The organism is Bizionia paragorgiae, from assembly GCF_900107625.1.
Taxonomy (GTDB): domain Bacteria; phylum Bacteroidota; class Bacteroidia; order Flavobacteriales; family Flavobacteriaceae; genus Bizionia; species Bizionia paragorgiae.
Map to the genome: position 1 here is coordinate 23497 of NZ_FNQK01000002.1, position 26069 is coordinate 49565.

General features: G+C 36.3%; 22 protein-coding genes. 7 read left to right on the plus strand and 15 right to left on the minus strand.

Going from position 1 to position 26069, the window contains the following annotated elements; genetic code table 11:
- Window positions 1–40: 40 nt before the first annotated feature.
- A complete protein-coding gene (locus BLV64_RS01310; RefSeq protein ID WP_143034116.1) occupies window positions 41–928 on the minus strand; it encodes a hypothetical protein in 888 nt (295 codons plus the stop codon).
- Between the two features lie 185 nt (window positions 929–1113).
- Between BLV64_RS01310 and BLV64_RS01315 the strand changes: the two genes are divergently transcribed.
- Both BLV64_RS01315 and BLV64_RS01320 read left to right on the plus strand, forming a co-directional pair.
- Complete coding sequence (locus BLV64_RS01315; protein ID WP_092131397.1) at window positions 1114–1791, plus strand: ComF family protein; 678 nt, start codon at window positions 1114–1116, stop codon at window positions 1789–1791.
- A gap of 97 nt (window positions 1792–1888) precedes the next feature.
- A complete protein-coding gene (locus tag BLV64_RS01320; protein ID WP_092131400.1) occupies window positions 1889–3499 on the plus strand; it encodes an Ig-like domain-containing domain in 1611 nt (536 codons plus the stop codon).
- Here the strand turns inward: BLV64_RS01320 and BLV64_RS01325 are convergent.
- Together BLV64_RS01325 and BLV64_RS01330 are read right to left on the minus strand one after the other, a co-directional pair.
- A complete protein-coding gene (locus BLV64_RS01325) occupies window positions 3483–4265 on the minus strand; it encodes an amidohydrolase (RefSeq protein ID WP_092131402.1) in 783 nt (260 codons plus the stop codon). The genes BLV64_RS01320 and BLV64_RS01325 overlap by 17 nt on opposite strands.
- Window position 4266: 1 nt before the next feature.
- Window positions 4267–4764 (minus strand): hypothetical protein, encoded by a 498-nt coding sequence (locus BLV64_RS01330; protein WP_092131404.1) that lies wholly within the window; start codon window positions 4762–4764, stop codon window positions 4267–4269.
- A 179-nt stretch (window positions 4765–4943) separates the two neighbouring features.
- Between BLV64_RS01330 and BLV64_RS01335 the strand changes: the two genes are divergently transcribed.
- The gene (locus BLV64_RS01335; protein ID WP_092131406.1) at window positions 4944–7040 is read left to right on the plus strand and encodes a S46 family peptidase; all 2097 of its coding nucleotides are present in this window, start codon (window positions 4944–4946) and stop codon (window positions 7038–7040) included.
- A gap of 76 nt (window positions 7041–7116) precedes the next feature.
- Here BLV64_RS01335 and BLV64_RS01340 read toward each other — a convergent pair whose 3' ends face one another.
- The 10 genes from BLV64_RS01340 to BLV64_RS01385 all read right to left on the minus strand — a co-directional run bounded on the left by BLV64_RS01340 (window position 7117) and on the right by BLV64_RS01385 (window position 21124).
- Window positions 7117–7626: a hypothetical protein gene (locus BLV64_RS01340; RefSeq protein WP_092131409.1), complete on the minus strand. Its 510-nt coding sequence runs from the start codon at window positions 7624–7626 to the stop codon at window positions 7117–7119.
- A 31-nt stretch (window positions 7627–7657) separates the two neighbouring features.
- The gene (locus BLV64_RS01345; RefSeq protein ID WP_092131411.1) at window positions 7658–9427 is read right to left on the minus strand and encodes a MutS-related protein; all 1770 of its coding nucleotides are present in this window, start codon (window positions 9425–9427) and stop codon (window positions 7658–7660) included.
- 13 nt (window positions 9428–9440) lie between these two features.
- Window positions 9441–10391, minus strand: a complete 951-nt coding sequence (locus BLV64_RS01350) for a M28 family peptidase (protein ID WP_092131414.1) — start codon at window positions 10389–10391, stop codon at window positions 9441–9443.
- A gap of 127 nt (window positions 10392–10518) precedes the next feature.
- The gene (locus BLV64_RS01355) at window positions 10519–12531 is read right to left on the minus strand and encodes a CRTAC1 family protein (RefSeq protein WP_092131417.1); all 2013 of its coding nucleotides are present in this window, start codon (window positions 12529–12531) and stop codon (window positions 10519–10521) included.
- Window positions 12532–12551: 20 nt separating this feature from the next.
- The gene (locus tag BLV64_RS01360; RefSeq protein WP_092131420.1) at window positions 12552–13646 is read right to left on the minus strand and encodes a hypothetical protein; all 1095 of its coding nucleotides are present in this window, start codon (window positions 13644–13646) and stop codon (window positions 12552–12554) included.
- A 75-nt stretch (window positions 13647–13721) separates the two neighbouring features.
- Window positions 13722–14468: a succinate dehydrogenase/fumarate reductase iron-sulfur subunit gene (locus BLV64_RS01365; RefSeq protein ID WP_092131422.1), complete on the minus strand. Its 747-nt coding sequence runs from the start codon at window positions 14466–14468 to the stop codon at window positions 13722–13724.
- 8 nt (window positions 14469–14476) lie between these two features.
- Window positions 14477–16489 (minus strand): fumarate reductase/succinate dehydrogenase flavoprotein subunit, encoded by a 2013-nt coding sequence (locus BLV64_RS01370; protein ID WP_092131424.1) that lies wholly within the window; start codon window positions 16487–16489, stop codon window positions 14477–14479.
- A gap of 14 nt (window positions 16490–16503) precedes the next feature.
- A complete protein-coding gene (locus BLV64_RS01375; RefSeq protein WP_092131425.1) occupies window positions 16504–17178 on the minus strand; it encodes a succinate dehydrogenase cytochrome b subunit in 675 nt (224 codons plus the stop codon).
- A gap of 159 nt (window positions 17179–17337) precedes the next feature.
- Window positions 17338–18210, minus strand: coding sequence for a hypothetical protein (locus tag BLV64_RS01380; protein WP_092131427.1), 873 nt, complete (start codon window positions 18208–18210; stop codon window positions 17338–17340).
- 61 nt (window positions 18211–18271) lie between these two features.
- Window positions 18272–21124 (minus strand): WD40/YVTN/BNR-like repeat-containing protein, encoded by a 2853-nt coding sequence (locus BLV64_RS01385; RefSeq protein WP_092131430.1) that lies wholly within the window; start codon window positions 21122–21124, stop codon window positions 18272–18274.
- Between the two features lie 120 nt (window positions 21125–21244).
- Between BLV64_RS01385 and BLV64_RS01390 the strand changes: the two genes are divergently transcribed.
- The 3 genes from BLV64_RS01390 (at window position 21245) to BLV64_RS01400 (ending at window position 23878) form a co-directional block, all read left to right on the plus strand.
- The gene (locus BLV64_RS01390) at window positions 21245–21829 is read left to right on the plus strand and encodes a Crp/Fnr family transcriptional regulator (RefSeq protein ID WP_092131433.1); all 585 of its coding nucleotides are present in this window, start codon (window positions 21245–21247) and stop codon (window positions 21827–21829) included.
- Window positions 21830–21902: 73 nt separating this feature from the next.
- Window positions 21903–23195 (plus strand): aminopeptidase P family protein, encoded by a 1293-nt coding sequence (locus BLV64_RS01395; RefSeq protein WP_092131436.1) that lies wholly within the window; start codon window positions 21903–21905, stop codon window positions 23193–23195.
- Between the two features lie 215 nt (window positions 23196–23410).
- Entirely contained in the window at window positions 23411–23878 is a 468-nt protein-coding gene (locus BLV64_RS01400; RefSeq protein ID WP_092131439.1) for a CBS domain-containing protein, read from the plus strand.
- 18 nt (window positions 23879–23896) lie between these two features.
- Here BLV64_RS01400 and BLV64_RS01405 read toward each other — a convergent pair whose 3' ends face one another.
- Window positions 23897–24244, minus strand: coding sequence for a hypothetical protein (locus BLV64_RS01405; RefSeq protein ID WP_092131442.1), 348 nt, complete (start codon window positions 24242–24244; stop codon window positions 23897–23899).
- Window positions 24245–24577: 333 nt separating this feature from the next.
- On the opposite strand from BLV64_RS01405, the gene BLV64_RS01410 reads away from it, so the two are divergent.
- The gene (locus BLV64_RS01410; RefSeq protein WP_092131445.1) at window positions 24578–24910 is read left to right on the plus strand and encodes a single-stranded DNA-binding protein; all 333 of its coding nucleotides are present in this window, start codon (window positions 24578–24580) and stop codon (window positions 24908–24910) included.
- A gap of 135 nt (window positions 24911–25045) precedes the next feature.
- Here the strand turns inward: BLV64_RS01410 and BLV64_RS01415 are convergent, their stop codons facing one another.
- Window positions 25046–26062, minus strand: a complete 1017-nt coding sequence (locus tag BLV64_RS01415) for an endonuclease/exonuclease/phosphatase family protein (protein WP_177165282.1) — start codon at window positions 26060–26062, stop codon at window positions 25046–25048.
- Window positions 26063–26069: the final 7 nt, after the last annotated feature.

Genomic DNA, 26069 nt, shown 5'->3' on the forward strand with positions numbered 1-26069 from the left:
AACTAATGGAACGGTTTTGATAAAATTATAAGGGTTATTTTTATTTTAATTCTATGCTTGTGCTTCCTATAAGTTCGACGTCGTGAAAAACACTAACAAAATAAGTGCCTTTAACTAAATCTTTATCTTCATCGATGTCAATAAACGTTGAAACATCTAAGTTATTATTGCGATAATTTACAACTTCTTTCTGAGAATAAATTAATGATTTCTCTTTAAAGCTTACCTCTGCTTTATTCGACACAATATTATTTTGTGGATCAAGCACTTGTATATAAATAACCTTATCTCCAGGCTCTGCAAATTTATTAGCCACCATAGTAAAACTAATATGCAACTTTTTAGTTTTTGCTGCACGATTGGTACCTACTTTCCTTTTTCTAGTTACCCGCTTTAAACTTTCAGCATTCATATTTACAATAGCGATTCGCTTAGCTTCTTCCAACTGGCTTTTAAGCGTAACATTAGTTTTTTCTAATGTGTTATTTTCTGTTTTTAAAACTTTTGCTGTTGTACTCGTTTCTTGTAATTGCGTTTGTGTAAGCGCTAAACTCGTCTCTACTTTTTGATTCGTGTTTATTAACGAATCATTTTTTTTCTCTAAGCTTTTTACCAAAGCTCGAATGCTTTCATTCTCAGCCTTAAGCTTAATGAGTTGTGCTTTATATCTAGAAACTAATGCGATACTAGGCTCCAAGGTTTTCACCGAGTCTAAAATACTACGTAACCGCTCCTTAGAGGCTTCCAATTGCGAGTTTAAAGTCCCGTTTTTGGTTTCTAAATCATCATACCGTCTAAGCATTTCCGATAATTCATTTTCTACAAGCTTATGTTCTTGTATTAGAAATGATTGCACTTGTTTTTGACTACTATAATTAACATAAGCAAAACCACTTAGCGCTATTAAAGCTAGAACTAGTGAGCTCACAATTAATTTGTAATTAAAAAATTGCGGATTTACTACCATAAAAAATTGCTATTAATACCAACAAATTTAAATATTCACCTTGACAACTCACTTTATAATCGATGAAACGGTTAAAAACTTGTTAAATGAGTATGAAAATTGATTAAATTGTAAAATAATCCTTCATCCCTTTCAAAATTGTATCTATGCTCTCGTCTTTAATAAATTTAATTTTCCCCAAGGTATGCTATACTTGCACTATCATATTAAAAGACAATGAAGAACACCTCTGTACACTATGTCGACATAAATTACCTGTCACCAATTTCCATAAAACAGACGACCCCACTGTAGAGAAAGTATTTTATGGCCGTGCAAAAGTGGAACGCGCCACGGCTTTACTGCGCTTTACTAAGAAAGGTATGGTTCAAAAGTTATTACACCAATTAAAATACAAAGGTCAAGAAGACATAGGTGTTTTCTTAGGGGAATGGTTGGGAGAAGAATTAAAACACATAGACCATTATAATACCGTAGACCTTATAATCCCTGTTCCTTTGCACAAACGTAAGAAACGACAACGTGGTTACAATCAAGTAGAGCGTTTTGGGCAACATTTAGCTCTAGCCTTGAATACAACTTACTGTGACGATGTCTTATTAAAAACAACCCATACGAGTTCTCAAGTGACTAAAAATCGCTTTGCACGATGGAATGACAAAACAGAACTATTCACATTAGAAAACAGAGATAAACTCCATAATAAACACGTGCTATTGGTTGACGACATAATTACTACTGGGGCAACGTTAGAAGCCTGTATTGTAGAGCTCAATAAAGCAAAAAATGTAAAGATAAGCATCGCAACGATGGCCATTGCCTAACACTGTAAAACCGCATATTAACCACATCGAGAAATCGACCTGCTTTTTCGTTAGTAAATAAATAAGTTGTTACTTTGCTAAACATTAAAATTCTAGTATGCAAACTCGTTTATATAACTTTCTTTTTATTGCCGTTATAGGCTTAATCATTGTTAGTTGCGCCAATCGTGGTTCGCCAAGTGGTGGTGAAATGGACATCACTCCCCCTAAAATAGTAAAATCAATTCCAGAGAATTTTTCTACAAACTTCAAGAGTAAAGAGATAAAAATTTATTTTAATGAGTACATTAAGATAAAGAACTTATCAAAACAACTAATTGTATCTCCTCCTATGGAGAACGCTCCAGAAATCACTCCTTTAGGTACTGCAAGCAAATACATCACCATAAAAATTCACGATACCTTAAAACCAAACACAACCTACGCGTTTAATTTTGGAAATAGTATTGTTGATAATAACGAAGAAAACCCGTTTACCTATTACCGATATGTTTTGTCTACGGGAGACTATATCGATTCGTTAACAGTAAAAGGAAGCATTAAAAACGCATTGGATTTTGAATCTGACACCTATGTTTCTGTGGCATTATATGAATATAATGACACGTATTCCGATTCGCTTATTTACAAAAGAACACCCGATTACGTCACCAATACTTTAGATAGCACAACTAATTTCACGATTGAAAACGTAAAAGCTGGAACCTACATGCTTCGTGCATTAAAAGATAAAAATAGCGACAATAAATTTCAACAAAAAACCGATAAAATCGCCTTTTACGAAACGCCAATCACAGTCCCTAACGACTCCGCGTTTTATAAATTGAATTTATTTTCTGAGGTTTCGCACTACAAAGCCAGTAAACCCAAATTAGTTTCTGGAGAAAAAATAGCTTTTGGTTTTGATGGTGATTACAAGCACGCTAATATTACTTTACTCTCGCAAGCCCCAAACAGCTTTAAGGCACGCACTATGAAAGAAGAAGGTAAGGACACTATTAACTATTTCTACAGTCCGAAATTAGAAGTTGATTCTTTAATTTTTAAAGTAGCGAATAAAATGGTTGTCGACACCTTTACGGTTCGTATTAAAGACAATAAACGCGATTCTTTAGTAGTGACTCCTTTTCCCAAAAACGCAATAAAACCCAATGAGGATTTTACCTTATCGGCGAATATTCCGTTTAGCCGTTTTGATGAACAGAAAATGACGATTCGCGATAAAGATTCGGTTGTTGTTCCGTACAAAGTTGCTTACGATAGCTTACAGAACACCTATCGATTTAACTTTGACAAAACAGAAGAAAACAAATACACTATTGAACTCTTACCAGAAGCCATTACGGATTTCTTTGAGAATAAAAACGATACTATAAAATACAGTTTACGCACGCTTGCTGCCAATAAATACGCGAATATTCGTGTCAATTTGTCGAATGCGGTTTACCCTATTATTCTTCAATTAACAAATAACAAAGGGGAAGTAAAAGCTGAAGCTTATGTTACCGAGCCTAAACCTGTAGATTTTGAATTTTTAGAGGCGAATACGTATTATTTACGCGCTATTTTTGACACGAATAAAAATGGTAAATACGATACTGGAAATTACTTAAAAGGCATTCAACCAGAACGTGTAAGCTATGCCGACAAAGTGGTTGAAGGCCGATCGGGATGGGATGAAATTGTCAACTTTACGTTATTAGACTAAACCTATCTTTATCATTTAAAAACCCTAGATGACGCCTGTTTTTTTCGATATGCGACTTGCTTAAAGTCACAATCTTAGTGGACGCTTCATGCGGTAATGATTGGGATATTTTCTCACCTAGCACATTATAAACCGCCGTGTTACCAGAGTATTTAATATTTTTCTCGTCTAAGCCAATACGGTTTACCCCCACACAATAACTCATATTTTCTATGGCTCGTGCTTGTAATAAGGTATCCCATGCTTTGATTCTGACTTCCGGCCAATTGGCAACATAAATTAACAAATCATACTCTTGAGTATTTCTAGACCACACCGGAAACCGCAAATCATAACATACCAATGGGCAAATACGCCAATCTTTATAAGATACAATCAACTGTTTACTACCCTTAGAATAGGCTTTGTGTTCACCCGCCAATGTAAAGGCATGTCGTTTATTATAGCTGTCCACCGTTCCATTAGGATGCACAAAGACTAACCGATTGTAAAAGGTGTCATTTTCTTTTATCACTACACTCCCCGTAATAGCTGCTTCCTTTTCCTTAGCCCATGACTTTAACCACTGTATGGTTTTACCACTCATAGTCTCTGCCACGCGCTCTGGGTGCATGGTAAAACCAGAAGTAAACATTTCTGTCAACACAATAAGATCTACGGGTTCTGAAAGTGCTTTTATTTTTTTATCAAACAACAACCGGTTCTGTTCTGGGTTCTCCCAAACTAAATCCGATTGAATAGTTACTACTTTTAAACTATCAGGCATTTTAAATATCTTTCAGTTTCATTTGAGCGCGCTGAACCTTATGCTTTAGATTTAGAAGATTCTTTTCGTACTTGATGGTCGACTCTGGTGTTAATTTATCCTTACGCTTTAGTCTGTCAAATTTCTTTTGCTCCTTGGCTAATTTAGACTCGGCACGCTGTAAATTAGCTTGTGCTTTTTCTTTAGCCCGCACTAATTTCTCTTGTTTTTTTAAAGCCTTTTCACTTTGTCTCAGGCTTTTTTTGGCTGCTTTAGCTTCCTTTTGAGATTTTGCCAATGCCCGTTCATTCTTTTTTCTTAGCTTCTCGTCAGCTTTAAACTGAGAAAAAACAGCTTTCTTATCAGCTTCCGACAATGTTTCAGTCACATCCACTCCCCCTTTAAAAATAGCACCCTTGGATACCAAATACACGTCATTTTTATGCCATACCTCTTGAGCAAAGCCAAAGTTGAAAACGGCCAAAAAAAGCATCACAACTATAATTTTTACCTGTTTCATAATTTTAAAATTTTAATCCCTTTCAAATCTATTAATTAAATTCTCCTCATTACTATTCGAATACCGAATTATTATCAAAAAGATACGTTAAAAAGATCACTTTTACACCTTTTAACACATCAAAAATGATGCTAATTATCACGTCATTAATTATATTTGGTTCTTTAAAACTATATATAATGAAATTCTTAAAATTCCTTTTACTTTTTATTACAGTTCAAGTGTCTGCCCAACAAGGTGGCATGTGGATTCCTTCGCTTTTAGAAGGGATGAACGAAACTGAAATGACAAATCTTGGTAGTAAACTTTCTGCACAAGACATTTACGATGTCAATAATTCCAGCTTAAAAGATGCCATCGGGCATTTTAATGGCGGGTGTACCAGTGAAATTATTTCTGACCAAGGGTTAATATTAACCAATCACCACTGTGGGTTTGGGCAAATCCAATCTCACTCTTCTCTTGAAAACGATTATTTAAAAGATGGTTTTTGGGCTATGAATTTAGATGAAGAGCTTCCCAATGAAGATTTATTTATCGAATTTATAGTAAGAATCGAGGATGTTACCGATCAGGTCCTTGCAGGTGTAACAGATACTATGACGAGTAAAGAGAAGCAGTCACAAATCTCAAAAAATAGTAATGCTTACGAAGCAACAGTAACTAAAGAAGCTTGGCAAGACACTAAAATCAAATCGTTTTACGAAGGCAATCAGTACTTTTTATTTGTAACAGAGCGTTTTGACGATATCCGTTTGGTAGGTGCTCCACCATCAAGCATTGGAAAATTTGGTAGTGATACCGATAACTGGGTATTTCCAAGACATACTGGAGATTTCGCATTATTCCGTATTTATGCCGATGAGAACAACCGTCCTGCTAAATACAGCAAAGACAACAAGCCTTACACTCCAAAACACTTTTTACCTGTCTCTTTAGATGGTGTTGAAGAAGGGGATTTTACCCTTGTTTTTGGATTCCCTGGTCGTACTAACGAATATTTACCATCGGTAGCTATCGAACATATCACAAAAGAATTTAACCCTAGTAATATTGAAATTCGCGAAGCTGCCTTAAAGGTGATCGATGCGAAAATGAAGTCTAGTGATGATGTTAGAATTAAATATGCTTCTAAACAAGCTCGTATTGCAAATGCTTGGAAAAAGTGGATTGGTGAAAACTTAGGTATTGAAAAAAGTAATGCCATTGCAAACAGACGTGAATTTGAAGCTCAATTTACTGAGGCTTTAAAACAAAAAGCCTTAGAGTCTAAATACGGTACTATTTTACCTGAATTTGAAAAGCTTTATAAAGATTTCGCTGCGGTTAACATTAAAAGAAGAAACTTTATTGAAGTTTTTATTGTGACTAACGAATTGATGCAAATGACTTTTAGAACGTATCAATTTGAACGCGCTATCTTAGAAAAGCCAGAACTTTTTGATCGCGCTAAAGCGTCTTTAGAGGAAACTTTTAAAGGGATACATCAAAACTATGATGTCGCTGTAGATCGTGGAGTTTTCGAAAACGTGATGCCTTTATACACTGCAAAAGTAGATGCTTCTATTTATGACAAAACAGCTCTAACCGATTTAGAGGGTGCTTTAAAATTATTAAACGGAAAGCAAAAGGACGTGATTAAAAAGCTGAATAAAGATGCGGCTTACAAATACGCAAAACCTCTTATTGAAGGCTTTTACAATACGATAGACCCTGAGTTCCAAGAGAAAAATTTAGCAATTTCTACGCTTCAAACACAATATATGACTGCCTTAATGGAGGCTTTACCAGAAGAGCGTTATTTCCCAGATGCGAACAGTACATTACGTGTGACTTACGGACAAGTAAAAGGGTACTCTCCTAGAGATGCTGTTTATTACGAACCGGTAAGTTATTTAGATGGTGTGATTGAAAAATTCGTTCCTGGAGATTACGAGTTTGATGTGCCTAAAAAATTATTAGACCTTTATGAATCTAAGGATTACGGACAATACGCTGATAGCAACGGGAAAGTTCCTGTTTGCTTTTTGGGAACCAATCATACAACAGGAGGAAACTCTGGAAGCCCTGCCATTGATGCTCACGGAAATCTTGTAGGATTAAACTTCGACCGTGTTTGGGAAGGAACTATGAGTGATATGAATTACGATCCTGAAATTTGTCGTAATATTATGGTGGATGCGCGTTATATCTTGTTTATTATTGACAAATATGCCGGTGCAAAACACTTAATTGAAGAAATGACTTTGGTACACCCGAAGAAAAATAAAGAGTAAAAAAGCAACTAAAAAGGCTAGAGTGTTTAACTCTAGCCTTTTTTATTTGACACTATTTTATTTAAAATTCAATACACTAAGAGCGGCTTAATTTTTCCTCCGCCTTTTTAACATCGTCTTCTAAATCCTTTAACCTCTTTTTCCAGTCTTCAATATCGTCTTGAGACAAATCCCCTCTATCTAAGCGCTTCTGATATTTTTCAGTTTTCTTTTTTAATTTTTCTTGTGCTTTAAAAAAATCTTCTCTTGCCTTTTCTTTGGCTTTAATTTCTTTTTCTAAGGCTTTCTGTTTTTTCTCGGCCTTCTTTCTTGCTGCTTCCGCTTTTTTCTGAGCTTCTTCTAGTTCGGCTTTCCTTTTTGCAGCCTCTTTCTCCAATTTAAGTCGGTCCTCTAGAATCTGATTGATTTTAGATTTCTCTTCTCGAGATAAAGTCGCCGTGACCTCTTCTCCGTTTGAATAGAATTTACTTCCCTTTAATTCATAGACCTCACCTTCTGGGGTAATAACTTTTTCTGTACTACCACAAGACAAACAGAATACAAAAGTAAAAACGCTTGCTAACTTTAAAATGCTATGTCTTTTCATACTATATAATAGGTATTAAATAATTAGTTATTTATATAATCTCCATTTTCTTTAATAAGAAACTCGCGTTCATATTTTGACAGATTCCTTTTTTAAACGTATAATCAAAATAGAGCTCATCGTTTATAATCTGCGCATCGAAATAGTAGTTTTTAACTTCGGGCAATGTTTTTTCGATTTCGCACAAGCTCAAATCATGAGTCGCAATAATCCCAGTAGCTTTACTCGCCACTAACTTCTCTACAAACTTTCGCGAGCCTATCGCTTTATCTGTAGAATTGGTTCCTTTAAGTATTTCATCTAATATAATAAAGTACTGATCCGTTTCAATAGCGTCTACAATGTATTTTAAACGCGTTAATTCCGAAAAGAAATAACTACTATCATCGGTTAGCGAATCGCTGGTACGCATGCTTGTAATTAGTTTTACAGGATGATAGTGACTAGAAATTGCACACACAGGGAGACCAACATTGGCCATAACAATATGTAAAGAAACAGTACGTAAAAAGGTACTCTTTCCCGCCATATTAGCACCGGTAATAATAAAAAACTGCTCATTAGAAATCTCAAAAGTATTATCCACACGCTTTTTAGAATCTAACATAGGATGTCCTAAGCTTGTTACCTTGGTTGTTTTAGAAGCGCCTACAATTTCAGGATAAACAAATTCCTGATGATTAAAAGCATAATTACCAAAACTGTTGTACGCATCGAAAAAAGAAACAACTTCAAACCAATCGTCGACCAAATTCTTATAATCTCCTAACCACTTTTCAATGGCATAAGCGTTTTTAACATCGGTGATAAAATACCCATTACCAAAAAGTGCCGAAATAATATTGTTCCTATTGTCTAAGGCATCTAACGACTTGGAAAAGGTTCGTAAAATAGCCGATGCCTTTTTATCTTTTAATTGAATTTGTTGCTGTTTCTCTTGGAGCAACTCGGACGTAAAGGATTCTGTCTCGATAGCTTTTAACAGCTCAGAATACTGCCTAAAGGTATCTCTTAACTTATCCACTTTACTAGACAAATTATTGATTTGTTTAAAATACACCCCGGTAACAATTAAGCCCGCAAATAGCCAATAACCAACAAATTCGATACCGATTATACCGGTAAACCCTAAGGCTAATATTAACAGACTCGACACGGCAAATACTTTAGGTAGCCAACCCATCACTTTCGGTAAAAAGGGGTGTTGCGAGTGAAGCCAGTGTTTTATATCCTTAATATCAGATTCTGTTTTTATGAGCTGGGCAGTCGCTTGAAAATGCTGTCTCCAATGTGCTTTAGTACTTAATTCTTTAACAGCTTCCTGTCGTTTAGTAATACCCGCTACCTCGTTAGCTTTTAATGCATTGGCTAATGTTAAAGCGCCATCAGCAGTAGAAGTACGATCTATAAACTGAAAAAATGAACCCCGCCCAAACAAATCAATATCCAAACTGTATTGGTGTAAAGGGTCCTGAAATGCACTACCGTCATTTTTATCAAAAAAATCTCCAGAAGCAATTTTTAACTCCTGCTCATTAATAGCAAGTAAAGCTTTTTTTAACTGGTGCTTTGATTTTAGGTTAGTATACCGATTAAGTAATACTAAAAATATAACGATTCCTAAAACGGCAATTCCAACCGCCAATTGCCAAGTACTAAAGGTAAAATATACCGCTGTACCAGTTGCTAAAAACACAAAGAGCCTCGCTGTACTTAAAGCCGTCAATTTTTTATATAAGGACTTAACCTCGTATTGGTAGGTCTTTAAATTCGTGGTGTAAAAGCTATTTTGTTCTGACATGGTTATATTATAATTACAACTGTTTAGAATCTATTTGTGTAAAGACCGTAATTAATGTTTGAACCACATCTATTAAAAACTCCTGATCTATGTTTTCATAAACATCTGTAGGTTTATGATAATCTTTATGATCCGGAACTCCGAAATAGATAAAAGGAATGTTTTTATTATAAAAGGCTGCTTGATCACTAGCATTGGTCCAATCGTCCAATCCGTCTAATCCGTCATGTCCCATTACCAAATTAACTTGACCTCTATTTTCGAAAGCCGACACCGTTTCTTTTAACACTTCCGAATAGCGTGTGCCTACAGCATATAACTGCTGACTCTCACTTCTTGAAATCATATCGAAATTAAGGTTTAAGACCATATTTTCTAGGGCAACCACCGAACTATCAACAAAGTAATACGCCCCCTTTAAACCCAATTCTTCACCATCTAAAGCCGCTAAAATAACATTGTGTTTTGGTGGATTGGTTTTAAAATACTCAGCGAATGCGAATAAGGCCCCCACTCCCGAAGCGTTGTCATCGGCCCCATTATAAATCATTCCATTTTTTATTCCCTCGTGATCATAATGAGCAGTTATAACAATATATTTATCGCTGTGATCTGTCCCTTTTACAAGTCCTAAAACATTTACGGCATCATAGGTTTTTACTGCTGATTTAAAACGAAATGGCTGCTCGTAGTTTTCAACTAAAGGCGAAACCCCTAACTCTTTAAAAGTCTCGATAATATAATTTTTAGCCTTTAAGGCTCCTGCTGTTCCTGTTCTTCTACCCTCGAAAGCATCAGAAGATAAGGTTTTAACATGTTTTAAAAGCGCTTCCTTAGTAAACGTATACGTTTCTATAGGTTGATATTGCTGTTTTACATTTGTGTTAGGCGCCTGTTTTTGTGATTGACATGATAATACCGAAACACAAATAGATAAGGCAAGAAAAAAATTTATAGTCTTCATCGTAAATTATTAGAACTGGCTAAATTAAATAAAAAAACCCAAGCAAAAAGCAAAGGTCTTTTTATTTCAAAATGCCATTTATATTTACAGTAAACTGAATATTAAATTGAAAGTAATTTCTTATACTCTATTCTTTAATAATCTTGTGTTGGTAAATTTTATGACCTTGTTGTAAGGTTAAAATATAAGTTCCTGTTTGTAGATTGCTTATATCAATACTATTCTCTGCTTTTTTAAAGTTAAAAACGCGTTGCCCATTAATAGTATGAATCATAACATTAGTAGTATTTAACTTATGATTCTTTATAAAAACCGTTCCTTTTGAAGGGTTTGGATAAACAACTAAATCTTCACTTGAAAACTCATCTACACTTAACGTGGAGCCTTCCATAATGTTTAAAGTCGTGTTTATTGCAGGATTACTTATAACATCTACCAAGCCAGAAGGCCATGTTACTTTAATTTGTGTAATTGCTGTATCTGTTCCTAAACCAAAATGCGTTGTTAGCGAACTCATGTGTCTAAAACCATCTCCCGATCTCACTTCTCTAATTTGTGTACCCAATGCGCTTTGAATTTCTACTCTTGCCCCTATACCATTTAAATTACTTCCTACTGGATTATTAACATCGCCCTGTGTGTTGATTTTAATCCAATTATTAGTATTCCCTTCGTTTCTATACCAATTTCCATTACTGTTAAAAACATCTAGAAATCCATCGTTATTTAAATCGCCAACAGCGCCAACAGAAAAATAAACATTGGTTTCTGTAAAAGTTAAATCTTGATTATTAATCAATATTTTATTTCCTGCCGTGAAGATATCCAAATACCCGTCATTATTAAAATCGTGAGTAATGTGCTCTATTCCGGTATCGGTAAAAGTACCTATTCCAGAACCGCTAGTAATATCGGTAAAGGTTCCATCTTGGTTATTATGCATCAATTTGTGTGCACCATCTACAAAAGTACTGGCACCAACAAAAACATCCATCCAGCCATCATTATCAAAATCTCCCCAGGCAGAAGACCACGTTTGAATGGGATCGTATAATCCAGAGGCAACACTTACATCAGTAAAGTTACCAAATCCGTCATTTTGATGAAGTTCGTTGTATCGTGCCGAAGCCGACGCCCCTCCCCCATTACATTTAGAAATAAACAAATCTATATCACCATCATTATCATAATCGGTCCATAGCGAGGCATAGTTTCCTCCACTAGGAGCATCTCCCAAACCCCCTTGATTATGAGATAAATTCCCATTTCCATCGTTTAAATAGAATTGATTTGGACCAACATCGTGGCAAACAAAAGCATCTAAATGCCCGTCGTTATTAATGTCTACAAAATTTGTTCTCTGAGAAAACACATATTCTGGACCCGAAGTTTCTGTGTACCCCGTACCATCATTATTGGCTTTCATAAAAGTCACTCCACTTCCAGCGCCATACATTAAATCATTATAACCATTATCGTCTATGTCTCCTGCTGCAATGCTCCAACTCGGTAAAAAATTTGCATTCGTCGTTGTAAAATTTTGAACTGTGAATGCTCCTGAGGGCTGCTGAAAATTAATATTTATGTTGGTCTCACTCACTGCAACGACATCGTCAAGAAAATCACCATTCATATCAACAACACAATTTTTATAGGTGCCTGTGCTTCCTATAGGGGTGGTTACAAAAGACACTAAGGGTACTTCGTAAGGCGCTTCGGTTAATTGAAAATCAAAACCATTAGACTCCCAACGGTTATCAAAAACAATATAATAAGTTGTTCCTGCAAGCACATTAAATGAAGCTACAGACAAAAAGCCTGAACCTCCATCATCGTCACCAGAATGGCAAACGAGTGCACCACAAGTTCCCGTATACACATGAAACCTTGTGTCACCTCCTGCGTTAACAGCAAGATCTGTTGTTACTGTCACCGTGTAGTTACTACTAGGTGTATAGGTAAACCACTCTGCATTTGAAGCGTTTTGACCACCTACACACACTAAGGTTACACCCTCAGTGCCATCAATTGTCGCTACCGTATGCACCCCAGCAGTAATTGCTTGCGGATTACTGCAACTGTCTTGCGAATAAATTGTAACACTAAAAATTAGCGCTACTAGTAAAGTAATTTTTTTCATATTGATAAAATGGTTAGTGGTTATTCACAAACTTGGGTTAATCCCTCTATCCAGTCGTTAATTAAACTAACGGCTTGCTCATCGACTAAATTCCTACCGATAAGAGGCATTTTGGTACTTTCCTCTGTGGAATTCATTCTGTATGAGAGTACAGACCTTACAGATCTTCCCGGTGAAACAACGTGGGTTAGTGAGCTATTTACATCTTCATCTGGCACAACACATATCCCTAAATTAGTATCAGAGTTTTCTGTATCGTTAAATGAAAGTCTAATGGGTCTATAAGAACAATGAGAATCGTCGGAATGACAATGCGCACAATTAATATCCAAATAGGACCGCGCTCTTAATTGAAGTGGTTGAGAAATATCTTTCCAATCTACAACAGTATTTACATTGGAATAATCGACAGGGTTTAAATACCCTACATTTATTAACTTTTGTAATTGATTGACCGACCCCTCTTGCGGGTAAGGGAAAGCAGCATTTAAATTTTGAGGCTTTACACCTATAGGAAAGGGTACATTACCTATTTTATGGCATGTTCGACATTCGGATTCGGAAGGAATTCTATAATTTGTAGATTTACTTACACCAGCTTCAAGCCACTCGACTTGAACTGTACTACCTTCATTATCTAAAACCGCTTCAGTTTGATCTTCATTCCATACATAGTCCGCAAATATCCATCCTGATGCTTTTTTAATTAAAAGTCTAGTTTCAATTAACTTTGTGGTATTAGACGGTAAGACATTGTTATAGTAGAATGTTTTTACAAGAATGGTTCCAACTGGAAAATCTAAAATTTCATAATCTGAAACAAAGTTTGCCGATGTATTCTCGGGCATCCAAAGAAACCTTTTCTTTTTAGCATAATCGGTAAAAAGAGAAGAAATAGGTTTGTAGGGTATAACACCTAATACGGGCTTTTGATTCTGTAAATCACCCTCAAATAAATTATAATCAGATAATGTATTATATGGAAACGCCTCTAAATTGTAGTTTACTGGAGATACGGAAGGCGTATAATACTCATTAGTTTCATCATCAGAACATGACAATAAAACAGTTAAAAAACAAAGAATAATTAACTTTAATGCTGGTATATTTTTCATTTAAATATAAATTTCCTGTACAATATAAGGAATTCATATAATTTAAATGAAAAATATAATCCAACAATAAAATATCTAGCCTTTTAAGGCTGCAGATAAATACTCACGGTTCATACGTGCTATATTTTCTAAAGAAATACCTTTAGGACATTCCACCTCACAGGCTCCAGTATTGGTACAGTTACCAAAACCTTCTTCGTCCATTTGCTTAACCATATTTAAAACACGGTCTGTTGCTTCAATTTTACCTTGAGGTAATAATGCGAACTGAGAAACTTTAGCTCCAACATATAACATTGCTGAAGAGTTTTTACAGCTTGCTACACAAGCACCACAACCAATACAAGTTGCTGCACTAAAGGCATCGTCTGCATCGTGTTTGTTAACAGGGATAGCATTGGCATCGATAGTATTTCCAGACGTGTTTACCGAAATAAACCCTCCTGCATGTTGAATACGATCGAAAGAACTTCTATCTACAATTAAATCCTTAATTACCGGGAATGCTTTTGCTCTAAATGGCTCGATATAGATCGTGTCACCATCTTTAAACATACGCATGTGCAGTTGACAGGTTGTTACCCCTCTATCTGGCCCGTGCGCTTCACCATTAATATAAAGAGAACACATACCACAAATTCCTTCACGACAGTCGTGATCGAATGCTACAGGCTCTTCTCCTTTATTTACTAGTTGTTCGTTTAATACGTCTAACATTTCAAGGAAAGACATATCAGGAGAAATATCATTGACTTTATAATCAACCATTTTCCCTTTATCGTTAGCGTTTTTTTGACGCCATATTTTTAACGTTAAATTCATAGCTTTCCTTATTTATAACTTCTTTGTTTTAATTCGATATCCTTGAACTCTAATTGTTCTTTGTGTAATACGGCAGCACTTGGCTCTCCTTTATATTCCCACGCAGCAACGTAAGCAAAATTCTCATCATCTCTTTTTGCTTCTCCTTTTTGCTCGCCGTCTAATTCTACAGAGTCTTCTCTAAAGTGACCTCCACAAGATTCCTCACGTGCTAAAGCATCTTTTGCAAACAACTCACCTAATTCTAGGTAATCTGCTACACGACCAGCTTTTGCTAATTCTTCGTTAAACTCATCATTAGTACCAGGAACTCTTACTTCTTTCCAGAATTCTTCACGAAGGGCTTTAATTTCAGAAATAGCTTCCGTTAATCCTTGAACATTTCTAGACATCCCTACTTTATTCCACATGATCTTTCCTAATTTCTTGTGGAAATAATCTACAGAGTGACTACCTTTATTAGAAATAAAGAAATTGATACGTTCTCTAACTTCTTTTTCAGCTTGCTCAAACTCTGGTGTATCGGTAGGAATAGCTCCTGTACGAATATCATCAGATAAATAGTCTCCTATTGTATAAGGTAATACAAAGTAACCATCGGCTAATCCTTGCATTAATGCCGAAGCTCCAAGTCTGTTAGCACCATGATCAGAGAAGTTAGCTTCACCAATAGCGTACAGTCCAGGGACGGTAGTCATTAAGTTATAATCTACCCAAAGACCTCCCATAGTATAGTGAACCGCTGGGTAAATCATCATTGGTGTGTTATACGGATCTTGATCTACGATTTTTTCGTACATCTGGAATAAGTTTCCGTATTTGTTTTTCACCACTTCTTGTCCTAGTTTTTTAACTAGTGCTTTATCGTTAACATCTAAGTGTTTGATTGTCGCTTGTTCTTTTCCGTAACGCTCGATAGCAGATGCGAAATCTAAGTACACCGCTTCACCAGTAGCATTAACACCGTAACCAGCATCACAACGCTCTTTAGCGGCACGAGAGGCAACATCACGAGGAACTAAGTTACCGAATGCAGGGTAACGACGCTCTAAGTAGTAATCTCTATTTTCTTCAGCAATTTCTGTTGGCTTTAATCGGCCTTCACGAATTGCTTTAACATCTTCAATATTTTTTGGCACCCAAATACGTCCGTCATTTCTTAACGACTCAGACATCAACGTTAGTTTAGACTGGTGATCTCCAGAAACAGGGATACAGGTTGGGTGAATTTGTGTATAACATGGGTTAGCAAAGTAAGACCCACGTTTGTGCGCTTTCCATGCTGCCGTTACGTTACTTCCCATCGCATTTGTAGATAAGAAGAATACGTTACCGTAACCACCAGTTCCTAACACCACAGCGTGAGCTGAGTGACGTTCGATTTCTCCGGTAACTAAGTTACGTGTTATAATGCCTCGTGCTTTTCCATTAACGACTACAACGTCTAACATTTCGTGACGGTTGTACATTTTAATTTTACCACGACCGATTTGACGGTTCATAGCAGAATACGCACCTAATAATAATTGTTGTCCTGTTTGTCCGGCAGCATAAAATGTTCTTGATACAAGAACACCACCAAACGAACGGTTGTCTAGTAATCCACCATACTCACGAGCAAAAGGAACTCCTTGCGCCACACATTGGTCGATAATATTTGCTGAAACCTCAGCTAAACGATATACGTTAGCTTCACGAGAACGGTAATCACCACCTTTTACAGTATCGTAAAATAATCGGTAGGTAGAATCCCCATCTCCTTGGTAATTTTTTGCTGCATTAATTCCCCCTTGTGCTGCAATCGAGTGTGCACGACGTGGTGAATCTTGGAAGCAAAATGCTTTTACGTTATAACCTAGCTCTGCTAAAGTTGCAGCAGCAGAACCTCCAGCTAATCCTGTTCCAACAACAATCACGTCAATATTACGCTTGTTGGCTGGGTTAACCAGGTCTATGTTGTTTTTATAATTTGTCCATTTATCTGCAATTGGACCTTGAGGTATTTTTGAATCTAAAGCCATTTTTAGATGTGTTTTTAGTGATTAAAATAGTGGAATAATGCTATGAATACAAAACCTAACGGAATTATGATAGCATAGGCCTTTCCAAAACCTTGTAATCCTTTTGTGTATTTGTTATTTGCTCCTGTAGACTGAAACGCAGAACTAAATCCGTGTAGTAAGTGAAGTGCTAAAAACACAAACGCTATACAGTATAAAACAACTCTCCAAACATCAACAAACTTGTGCTGAAGCTCTTCGAAATATCTGTACTCTCCGTTAGGAAGTAATCCAGACATATCCCCTTGAATAAACTTGGTGTTTATTTCTGGAAACCAAAAATCGTAGAAGTGAAGACCAATAAAAGCTAAAATAGCCAACCCGCTCCAAATCATATTTCTACTCATCCAAGATGAGTTTGCACTTCCATTGTTTTTAGCATAGCTAATTTGTCTTGCATTACGGTTTTTTACTTCTAAAACAAAACCCATTACGAAGTGAAAAATGACACCAAAAATTAAAATTGGTTGAAATACATATTGTACCAACCAAAAGGTTCCCATAAAATGAGAAACGCTATTAAAAGTGTCTTCACTAAAAACAGATAGTAAATTAATTGTAAAATGTTGTAATAAAAAGATCATTAGAAAGAGTGCCGAAAGTGCCATGGCAAACTTTCTTCCTATTGAAGAATTTAAAATCCCGCTCATTATTTTGAAGTTATTTTATTTGTTATACAAAGATAAGGTACCGTAAGAAGTATACAAATTTTATACGTTTTTTAAAATTTATTTAGAATGGGTATAATTAATAAAGGCCTGCAAAATTTTAAAAAAATCGTACAGGCCTCAATAAAAACGTATATTTTCTTAGTCTACGCTAGGAATTAATCCGCGAAGCCCCATATCGACTACCTGTTCACCAGCACTAGGCTCGTATTTACCATCGTTATTAACTTCGGTCCATTCAAAACTAGTATTGGTGGAAAAAGATAAAGTAACAACCACATCTTCAGTTTCCTCTCCTGAAATTGTTAGTCCGTTTTCAAATTCACCGGTTACAACACAAGATCCTTGCGGAATAGGAGAAGAATTAAATAAGGGATTAGGGACTGTTGTCGCTCCTTCCGGCGCTTGACCTTCCACTACAAAACCAGAAGACTCAAAAGCCCAAAACCCTTGTAACTTATTCGAATTTACAGGCAGCACACTTCCGTTTAAGCTAAACTCTGAAATATAAGTATTGTACCCCACAAAACTTGCTAAGGTTCCGGTATACTCATTCCCGTCGGTATGTAAAAACTGAATATCCCCTTCTTGGTAAGCTAAAGAAACACGAACCCATTCATAATGACCCGCACGCACCTGACTTAAGGGTATGCTTAAAAAAGTTTCATTATGACCTGCAAATATCGCATTCTGGAAATGTATTGCGCGCGCACCTCCTTCGGTAGTTTCTGCTCCTTCAAAAATAATCTCTCCCGTTCCCAGAGCCGTTAAAGCACTTGGAGCGAATTCAATATAGTTCGCACTCATTTTCGAAACATTAGGTGATTGCGCTGCGTTACCAACCTCAACACTTACAGGTTCTCCCAAATTCCCTAACCGTTCTTGCGTGGGATCGAATTTTAATTTAATAATTAAGTTCTTTTCAACAGCGCCACTACTACTATCATCATTGTCCTCACTACAAGAAATTAACACGATTAAACAGCTACATACTAGTAATTTAAATACATTCATTTTACTTCAGGGTGTTACTGGGCTAGATATATAATAACATAAAAACCAATAAGATAGTATGCTACTCGATTATAAAACTTGATTTATAATCACCTATTATTACACTATACACGCCCTTAGGTAAGTAATAGCTATTATTTTTAGCTTTTTCTATAGACAAGCTCTTGTCTTTTTTAACTAATTTATTTCTGATTTTTTCTGAAATCGTTAGATCGTAAGTCAGTTTATTATAGCCTTTATCAACCGTCTTCGAGAGGGTTTTTAATGTTTTACCATCTTCTGATGCTATACGAATCGTTTTAACTCCGCCTTCCTTGGCATACAGCTCTATTTCTAATTCAGGCTCTAAAGTATTAGACCACTGACTGTAGGAATCTCCCCATCGTGAGGAGTGTTTTATCGTTTTTAGCGGAAAAATTTTAACCTCTCCCTCGAGACTATCAGCAGCCATTTTATAAAGGTGTTGCACATTGGTTTTATAAATACTGCGTCCGTGGGTCGCCAAAAGCAAATCGTTAGATTCCTTATGAATTACCATATCGTGAACAGCAACAGCCGGCAGGCCTTGAACAAAGGCCTCCCAAGACGCTCCGTTACTAAAACTCATATAAGCCCCATTATCGGTACCTAAATACAGAATCGCATCACTATTTTCATCTTCTACAATAACGTTTACTGCCGCATTAGGAAGGCTACTTTCTATAGACTTCCATGTCTCGCCATAATTCTCAGAAACATACACGTAACTATTAAAGTCATCCCATCGGTAACCATTTAAAGTAACATACACACGCTCTTTTTTATGCTTTGAAGCGACAACGCGACTCACCCACAGATTTCTAGGTAACGCATCGCTAATACGCTCCCAGGTAGCACCTCCATTTTTAGAGACATGAATTAGACCATCATCACTCCCCGCATACAACAATCCAAACTGAAAAGGCGACTCGCTTAAAGTGGTTAATGTGCCATAAGCCACATTACCCGTTTTTCCGCCTTGGGTTAAATCGGGACTTATTACTTCCCAATCGCTACCCTGATTTAAAGAGCGCAAGAGCTTGTTTGCTCCAAAATATAGAATATCCTGATTGTGTTTAGATAATAAAATTGGTGTTTGCCAATTAAAACGGTACGGCGCGGCATCAGCTTCCGGTTTTGGTTTTGGTTTTGGCTGAATATAAGTCTGTGATTTAGCATCACGATCTAATCGGAAATAATTTCCAAACTGATAGCCGGTATAAATAATATTAGCGTTTCGATTATCGATTTCGATTTTCATACCATCACCCCCCATAATACTTTCCCACGGGTAGCGACCACTTTGATTCCAACTGCGATCATGCTTGGCATTATGCGGACCAAACCAAACGCCATTATCTTGTAAACCACCATACACATTGTAAGGCGATTGGTTATCGACATTTATCGCATAAAATTGCCCCACAGCATTTACATTTAACTTTTCCCAAGTCTCGCCGTCGTCATAACTCATATTTAATCCCCCGTCATTCCCATCGATTAGATGACCTTCTTTATTAGGGTTTACCCACAACGCCTGATGATCGGCATGCACATTCTCTTTACTGATACTTGTAAAGGTTTTTCCTCCGTCTTTAGACTTTAAAATAGGAACTCCTAAAATATAAATACCATTTTCATTTTGTAAATCGACTCTAATTTCACCAAAATAATACCCATAACTATAATATAGGTCGTCGATATAGTGATCATGTGTCTTTTTCCAAGTTTGTCCGCCATCACTACTTTTATACACCTCAGCACCAATTACTGGAGTTTCAAAAAGCATGGCATTTGTAGACTTTAAAAAATCTGCTAACTCTGAAGGTTCCGCCAATCCGCTTCTAATAATTTGCTTGACGTTTTCGGCTCTATATTTCTCATGAAAACCATTCGTTTTTAAGAAGGCATTGATTTTTTTATCACTTAATTTTAAAAAATCTTCTCCCGGCATCGCCTGCGGCCCCATGGTATTAAAACTATTGTTTCCAATACTAGCATCTTCTGCCGGTCGGCGGTGCTGATTGTCTAACAAGGCGTAAATTACAGACTCACTAAACACAGCTAAACCAATTCTACCCACGCCATCATGAGTTGGAAAACCACTAGTTTCAGTACTAATTTTAGTCCAATGCTCACCCGCATCGCTACTTTTATAAATTGCAGAGCCTAATCCACTACCATTAAAATTCCATGCTTTACGATCTCGCGTCCATGAAGAAGCGTATAAGACATCAGGATTATTTGGCGCATGATCGATATCTATAATCCCCGTAGAGTCGTTTATAAATAATTTTTGTTCCCAAGTACCCCCTCCATCGGTTGTTTTATAAATCCCACGTTCGGTATTAGTAGAGTACAAATGCCCTGCTACCCCCACAATTACAGTTTCAGGGTTTTTAGGGTCGATAATAATGCGCCCGATATGATGCGAGTCTTTCAACCCCATATTTTGCCACGTTTGCCCTTGGTCTGTAGACTTCAATATTCCAATTCCCGCATACGAAGACCGCGAACTATTATTCTCTCCAGTTCCCACCCAAATGGTTTTCGTAGGCCAATCAACAGCTATATCCCCCACATTTTGTGTTGGTGCCGAATCTAAAATAGGATTAAAAGAAGCCCCATTGTTTTTGGTATACCACACACCTCCAGACGCATAACCCACATAAAACTCACTGGTATTTTCTGGGTTAACTTCAATATCTACAACCCGACCACTCATCACTTTTGGGCCTATACTCTCAAAAGGCAGATTTTTTACCAATGAGGATTGTTGACCTTTTTCTTTTTGAATTAAAGCCTCTTGAACAGCTTCGGGTGCTGTTGACGGTTGTTGTGCCGAAACACGAAAACTAACAGCCAGCAGGAATGCAATACACAGTCTAAATAACATAACACTAAAGATTAAGTACCAAAACTACTTAATATTTAAAAAACAGCGCTAAAATCCTCAAAGAGATTAATTATATAATCCTATTTTTGTTAGTAGCAGTCGCAACACACCCTTAAAACCATGAAGGCTTCACAACACAATTTAGAACAGTATTTAAAAAGCTTGATTGATGATTCAGAATTAGAGCATCAACTACCAGCTATTTTACAATGTTTCACGCATTTAAGACTTCAAAAGAATGACTTTTTCGTTGAGGAAGGGAACGTCTGTAAATACTTTTGCTACATCAACTCTGGTGTTTTACAACATGCTATTACGGTTCAAGGGGAAGAAAAAACCACATATTTAGGACTTAAAAATTCGTCAACCTCAGCCTTAAATAGTTTTATGCAAAGCGTGCCGTCACGAAAAAACATTAAAGCCATTAGCGATTGTGATTTATGGATTATAAAGTCAGAAGACTTTTCGACCTTATTAAAAAACAACCGGGCTTTTAAAGCGTTTTACTATAAACTTATAGAAAAACAGATTTACAGAATCGACGATTATCGCATTGATTTACTAACACTTAGTCCCGAGGAACGCTACCATAAACTACTAGAAAACGAACCCAATTTACTACAAGAAGTCCCATTACATTACCTCGCTTCCTTTTTAGGAATCTCCAATCGCCATATGAGTCGCATAAGAAAAAACACAAAATAGCGCCAAATGGCCTCGTTTATTGGTGTTCGATTCTTTAATTTTGGAGTGCAAACAGAAAAAACACAGATTTACTATGAAATACCATAAAATAGACAACGCTCTTTTTATTAAAAACCGTAAAAACTTTGCGGCAAAAATGCAACCTAGCAGTTTAGCGGTTTTCAACTCTAACGATATTTATCCAATTAGTGCCGATAGCACCATGCCTTTTCAGCAACACCGAGATATTTTTTATCTAAGTGGTGTTGACCAAGAAGAAAGCATCCTTGTTATTTTCCCTGATTGTCCGAATCCTAAACACCGTGAAGTTTTATTTCTTAAAGAAACAAACGAACATATCGCTGTATGGGAAGGTGAAAAACTAACCAAAGAAGCGGCATTAGAAACTAGTGGAATAAAAACAGTGTACTGGTTACAAGACATGGAAAAAATCATGTTTGAAATGATGACACAGTGCGATACGGTTTACATTAACACTAACGAACACTATAGAGCTAATGTAGAAACAGAAACTCGTGAAGACCGTTTTACAAAGTGGTTAAAAGACAAATACCCTGCACACCGTGTTGCTAAAAGCAACCCGATACTACAACGTTTACGTTCGGTAAAGGATCAAATAGAAATCGATTTGATGCAACACGCTTGTGATATTACCGAAAAAGGATTCCGTCGTGTTTTAGACTTTGTAAAACCTGGAGTTTGGGAATATGAAATCGAGGCAGAATTCATGCACGAGTTTTTAAGAAACCGCTCTAAAGGATTTGCTTACACCCCAATTATCGCAGCTGGAAACAACGCAAATGTTTTACATTATGTTGAAAACAACCAACAATGTAAAGATGGTGATTTAATCCTTTTTGATACGGCTGCAGAATACGCTAACTACTCTAGTGATTTAAGTAGAACAATTCCTGTGAATGGTCGTTTTACTAAACGCCAACGTGAAGTTTACGACGCGGTAAACAGAGTAAAAAAGGACGCCTCTAAATTATTAGTACCAGGAACATTATGGGCAGAATACCACGTAGAAGTTGGTCATTTAATGACTAGTGAATTATTAGGTTTAGGATTACTTGATAAAGCGGATGTGAAAAATGAAAACCCAGATTGGCCAGCATACAAAAAATACTTTATGCACGGAACGTCTCACCACATTGGATTAGACACACACGATTATGGTATTTTAACCGAACCTATTCAAGAAAATATGGTGTTTACCGTAGAGCCTGGTATTTATATACCAGAAGAAGGTTTTGGTATTCGATTAGAAGATGATCTTGTTGTACAAAAAACAGGAGAGCCATTTAATTTAATGGGTAATATTCCAATTGAAGCAGAAGAAATTGAAGAGTTAATGAATAAATAAATCATTACCTATACTTTTAAAAGGCGAGCTCAATGCTCGCCTTTTTTATGGCTTTACTTTTAATACCCCACACTTCTAGAGGCTAAAATTTAAATTTTAACACAGCCCTCCCACGCACAGCACACAACACACTCATTATCAACTCACAACTGTTAATGTCTTTGGATAGCTCTGTAAAATTCAGTAACTTTAGGTAACTAAAAAAACAAAATATTATGGGTATAAAAAGTTTCCAAGGCGCACGTAAAGAGCAGAATCAAGAGTTAGAACAAGACTTGTTTAAAGTGAGTGATTTTATGACTAAAGATCTCATTACGTTTAAAGCCAACCAAACTGTTGAAGAGGTAATAAACACCTTGATAAAACATAAAATTTCTGGAGGACCAGTAGTAAATGACAAAAATGAGCTCATCGGAATTATTTCTGAAGGGGATTGCATCAAGCAAATTAGTGAAAGCCGTTATCACAATATGCCTGTTAGCGATGACAGTATTGAACGCTATATGGCAAAAGATATCGAAACTATAGACGGTAATTTAAATGTGTTGGATGCCGCCAAACAGTTTTTAGATTCTAAAAGAAGACGTTTCCCAATTGTCGAAGACGGAAAATTAATTGGTCAAATTAGTCAGAAAGACATTCTCAAAGCAGCACTAAAATTAAAAGGTCAAAATTGGAAATAAGCGCATTTCTAAATCGCTTTATTTTCGTTTTACCAGTGCATAATAATCGTTCTCCAAAGGCAGATAACCTTGATCATAAACAAAATAGTACACGGTACCCACTTTCGTGGTGTAAATACTAGTAAAGTAATTAAAATCAAACCCCTTTTCTATTAATTTAGTCTTGGAGGTTTTTGTTTTTTGATCAGGATTAAGCGCTTCTAAAATGCGCCAATTTTTTCGTAGTCGGTTGTTTATATTGCGAATTAAGTTCTTCGCATCCTTATTCATTTTATTATTATAGGCATTCCGGCAGCCGTCACTACAGAATTTTTTATCTATTCTACCCACGATCTTATCGCCACACTCTGGACATAATTTGGTCATAACTCCTGTTTTATAAATTAATTTTTAAGCCTTCAGGTATCCCCTAGCATGCCATAAAAAAATCGACATTCACAGCTCTACCACGATTACACTTTAAGCAATAGCCTTAAAATAATATACCACTAAAGACAGGGCGCATGCATTAAGTAACTACAAGACCACCTGTCTCTACCTATTAAATATACAACTTATTCGTTTGCAAACGACTACAAACATTTACATACGACATTAAATAAGTAATAACCGACTAACATTGTGATGGTGTTGCATCTTTGCCTTGTCGACGGTTAAGTCCTCGATAGTATTAACTGTTAAACCTTAAACTTTAAAATTATGAACGCACTTAGAAACAAAGTACAGTTGATTGGTAACTTAGGAAACGATCCAGAAATTATTAATCTTGAATCAGGAAAAATGCTTGCAAAATTTTCGATTGCAACCAACGAGAATTACAAAAACGCCCAAGGCGAAAAAGTAACCGACACCCAATGGCACAATATCGTAGCTTGGGGAAGCTTAGCAACTCTAGCAGAGAAGTATTTACAAAAAGGTAAAGAAATTGCTATAGAAGGCAAACTCACCACCCGATCATGGGAAGATAAGGAGGGCGTAAAACGCTACACTACAGAGGTGGTTTGTAACGAGCTGTTAATGCTTGGCAAATAAGATTCGCTACAATAACCACTCACTAAGGGAAGCTCGTGATAAATCACAGCTTCCCTTTTTTTTATTTTAAGCACTTTAAAAAAGATTATAATAAGCCACTATAAATCTACAACTACACAAAAGACCGCTCCCGATTTATTTTTTTGTTAAAGTAACATACACCGGAAAATGATCGCTAAACCCTCCAATATATCTACTTCCCGCATAAGTTCTAAAGGGTGTCCCTTCATACCTACCTCGTTTTTGCTTTAAGAAATCGGCATCAAAAATATCAGCTTTATAAAAACGTAAAGCTTCCTTTTTGCGTTCAAATAAATTAGGGGTAATTAAAATTTGATCAAACAAGTTCCAATTATCATTATGCACAGTGGTTCCGCGATCAATATCGAACAAGGTATCCATCGGGTTGTATAAGTTATGACTTTCTACTAACCGGGTGATACTTTTAGAGAAAGGATCGTCGTTAAAATCACCCATAACCATAATTTTTGCATTAGCATCCTTTTCTTTAAGCTCGGTAATAATCTCTTCAACCTTGCTCGCCGCCATAAGACGTTTATACTCACTGCTATCCTCACCCAAACGACGCGAGGGCCAATGGTTTACAATAACATGCAATTCCAAACCATCAAGTAAGCCGCTAACTAGAAGAATATCTCTAGTATAATCTTGCACGCCGCGCTCATCGAGCAATTCTAAGCGATAGGGCCTAGAATAGGCTACATCAAAAACATCTGCATTATAAAGTAACGCGACATCAATACCGCGCTCATCAGGAGAATTGTAATGAATGTACTTATAATTATAGTCCTCTAAATGTTTAGACCCTATCAAATCGTTTAATACAGCGCCATTTTCTACTTCGGCCAGACCAACAATTGCTGGAGGGTTATCGGTTTGCTCTTTACCAATATTAGGTATGGTAAAAGACAGGTTTCTAATTTTATTATGGTATCTTTTAACGGTCCATCGTCGCGATGCCGTTGGGAGTAAATCATTATCGCGTGTCACCTTATCATCATAAATATCGAATAGATTTTCAATATTATAAAAGGCGACTGTGTATTTCTTTAATTCGGATTTCAAAACGTTTAAATTCTTTAGAACTGTATTTATTGCGTTTACAAAATAGAGAAATATTTCTGATTTCATTTACGTA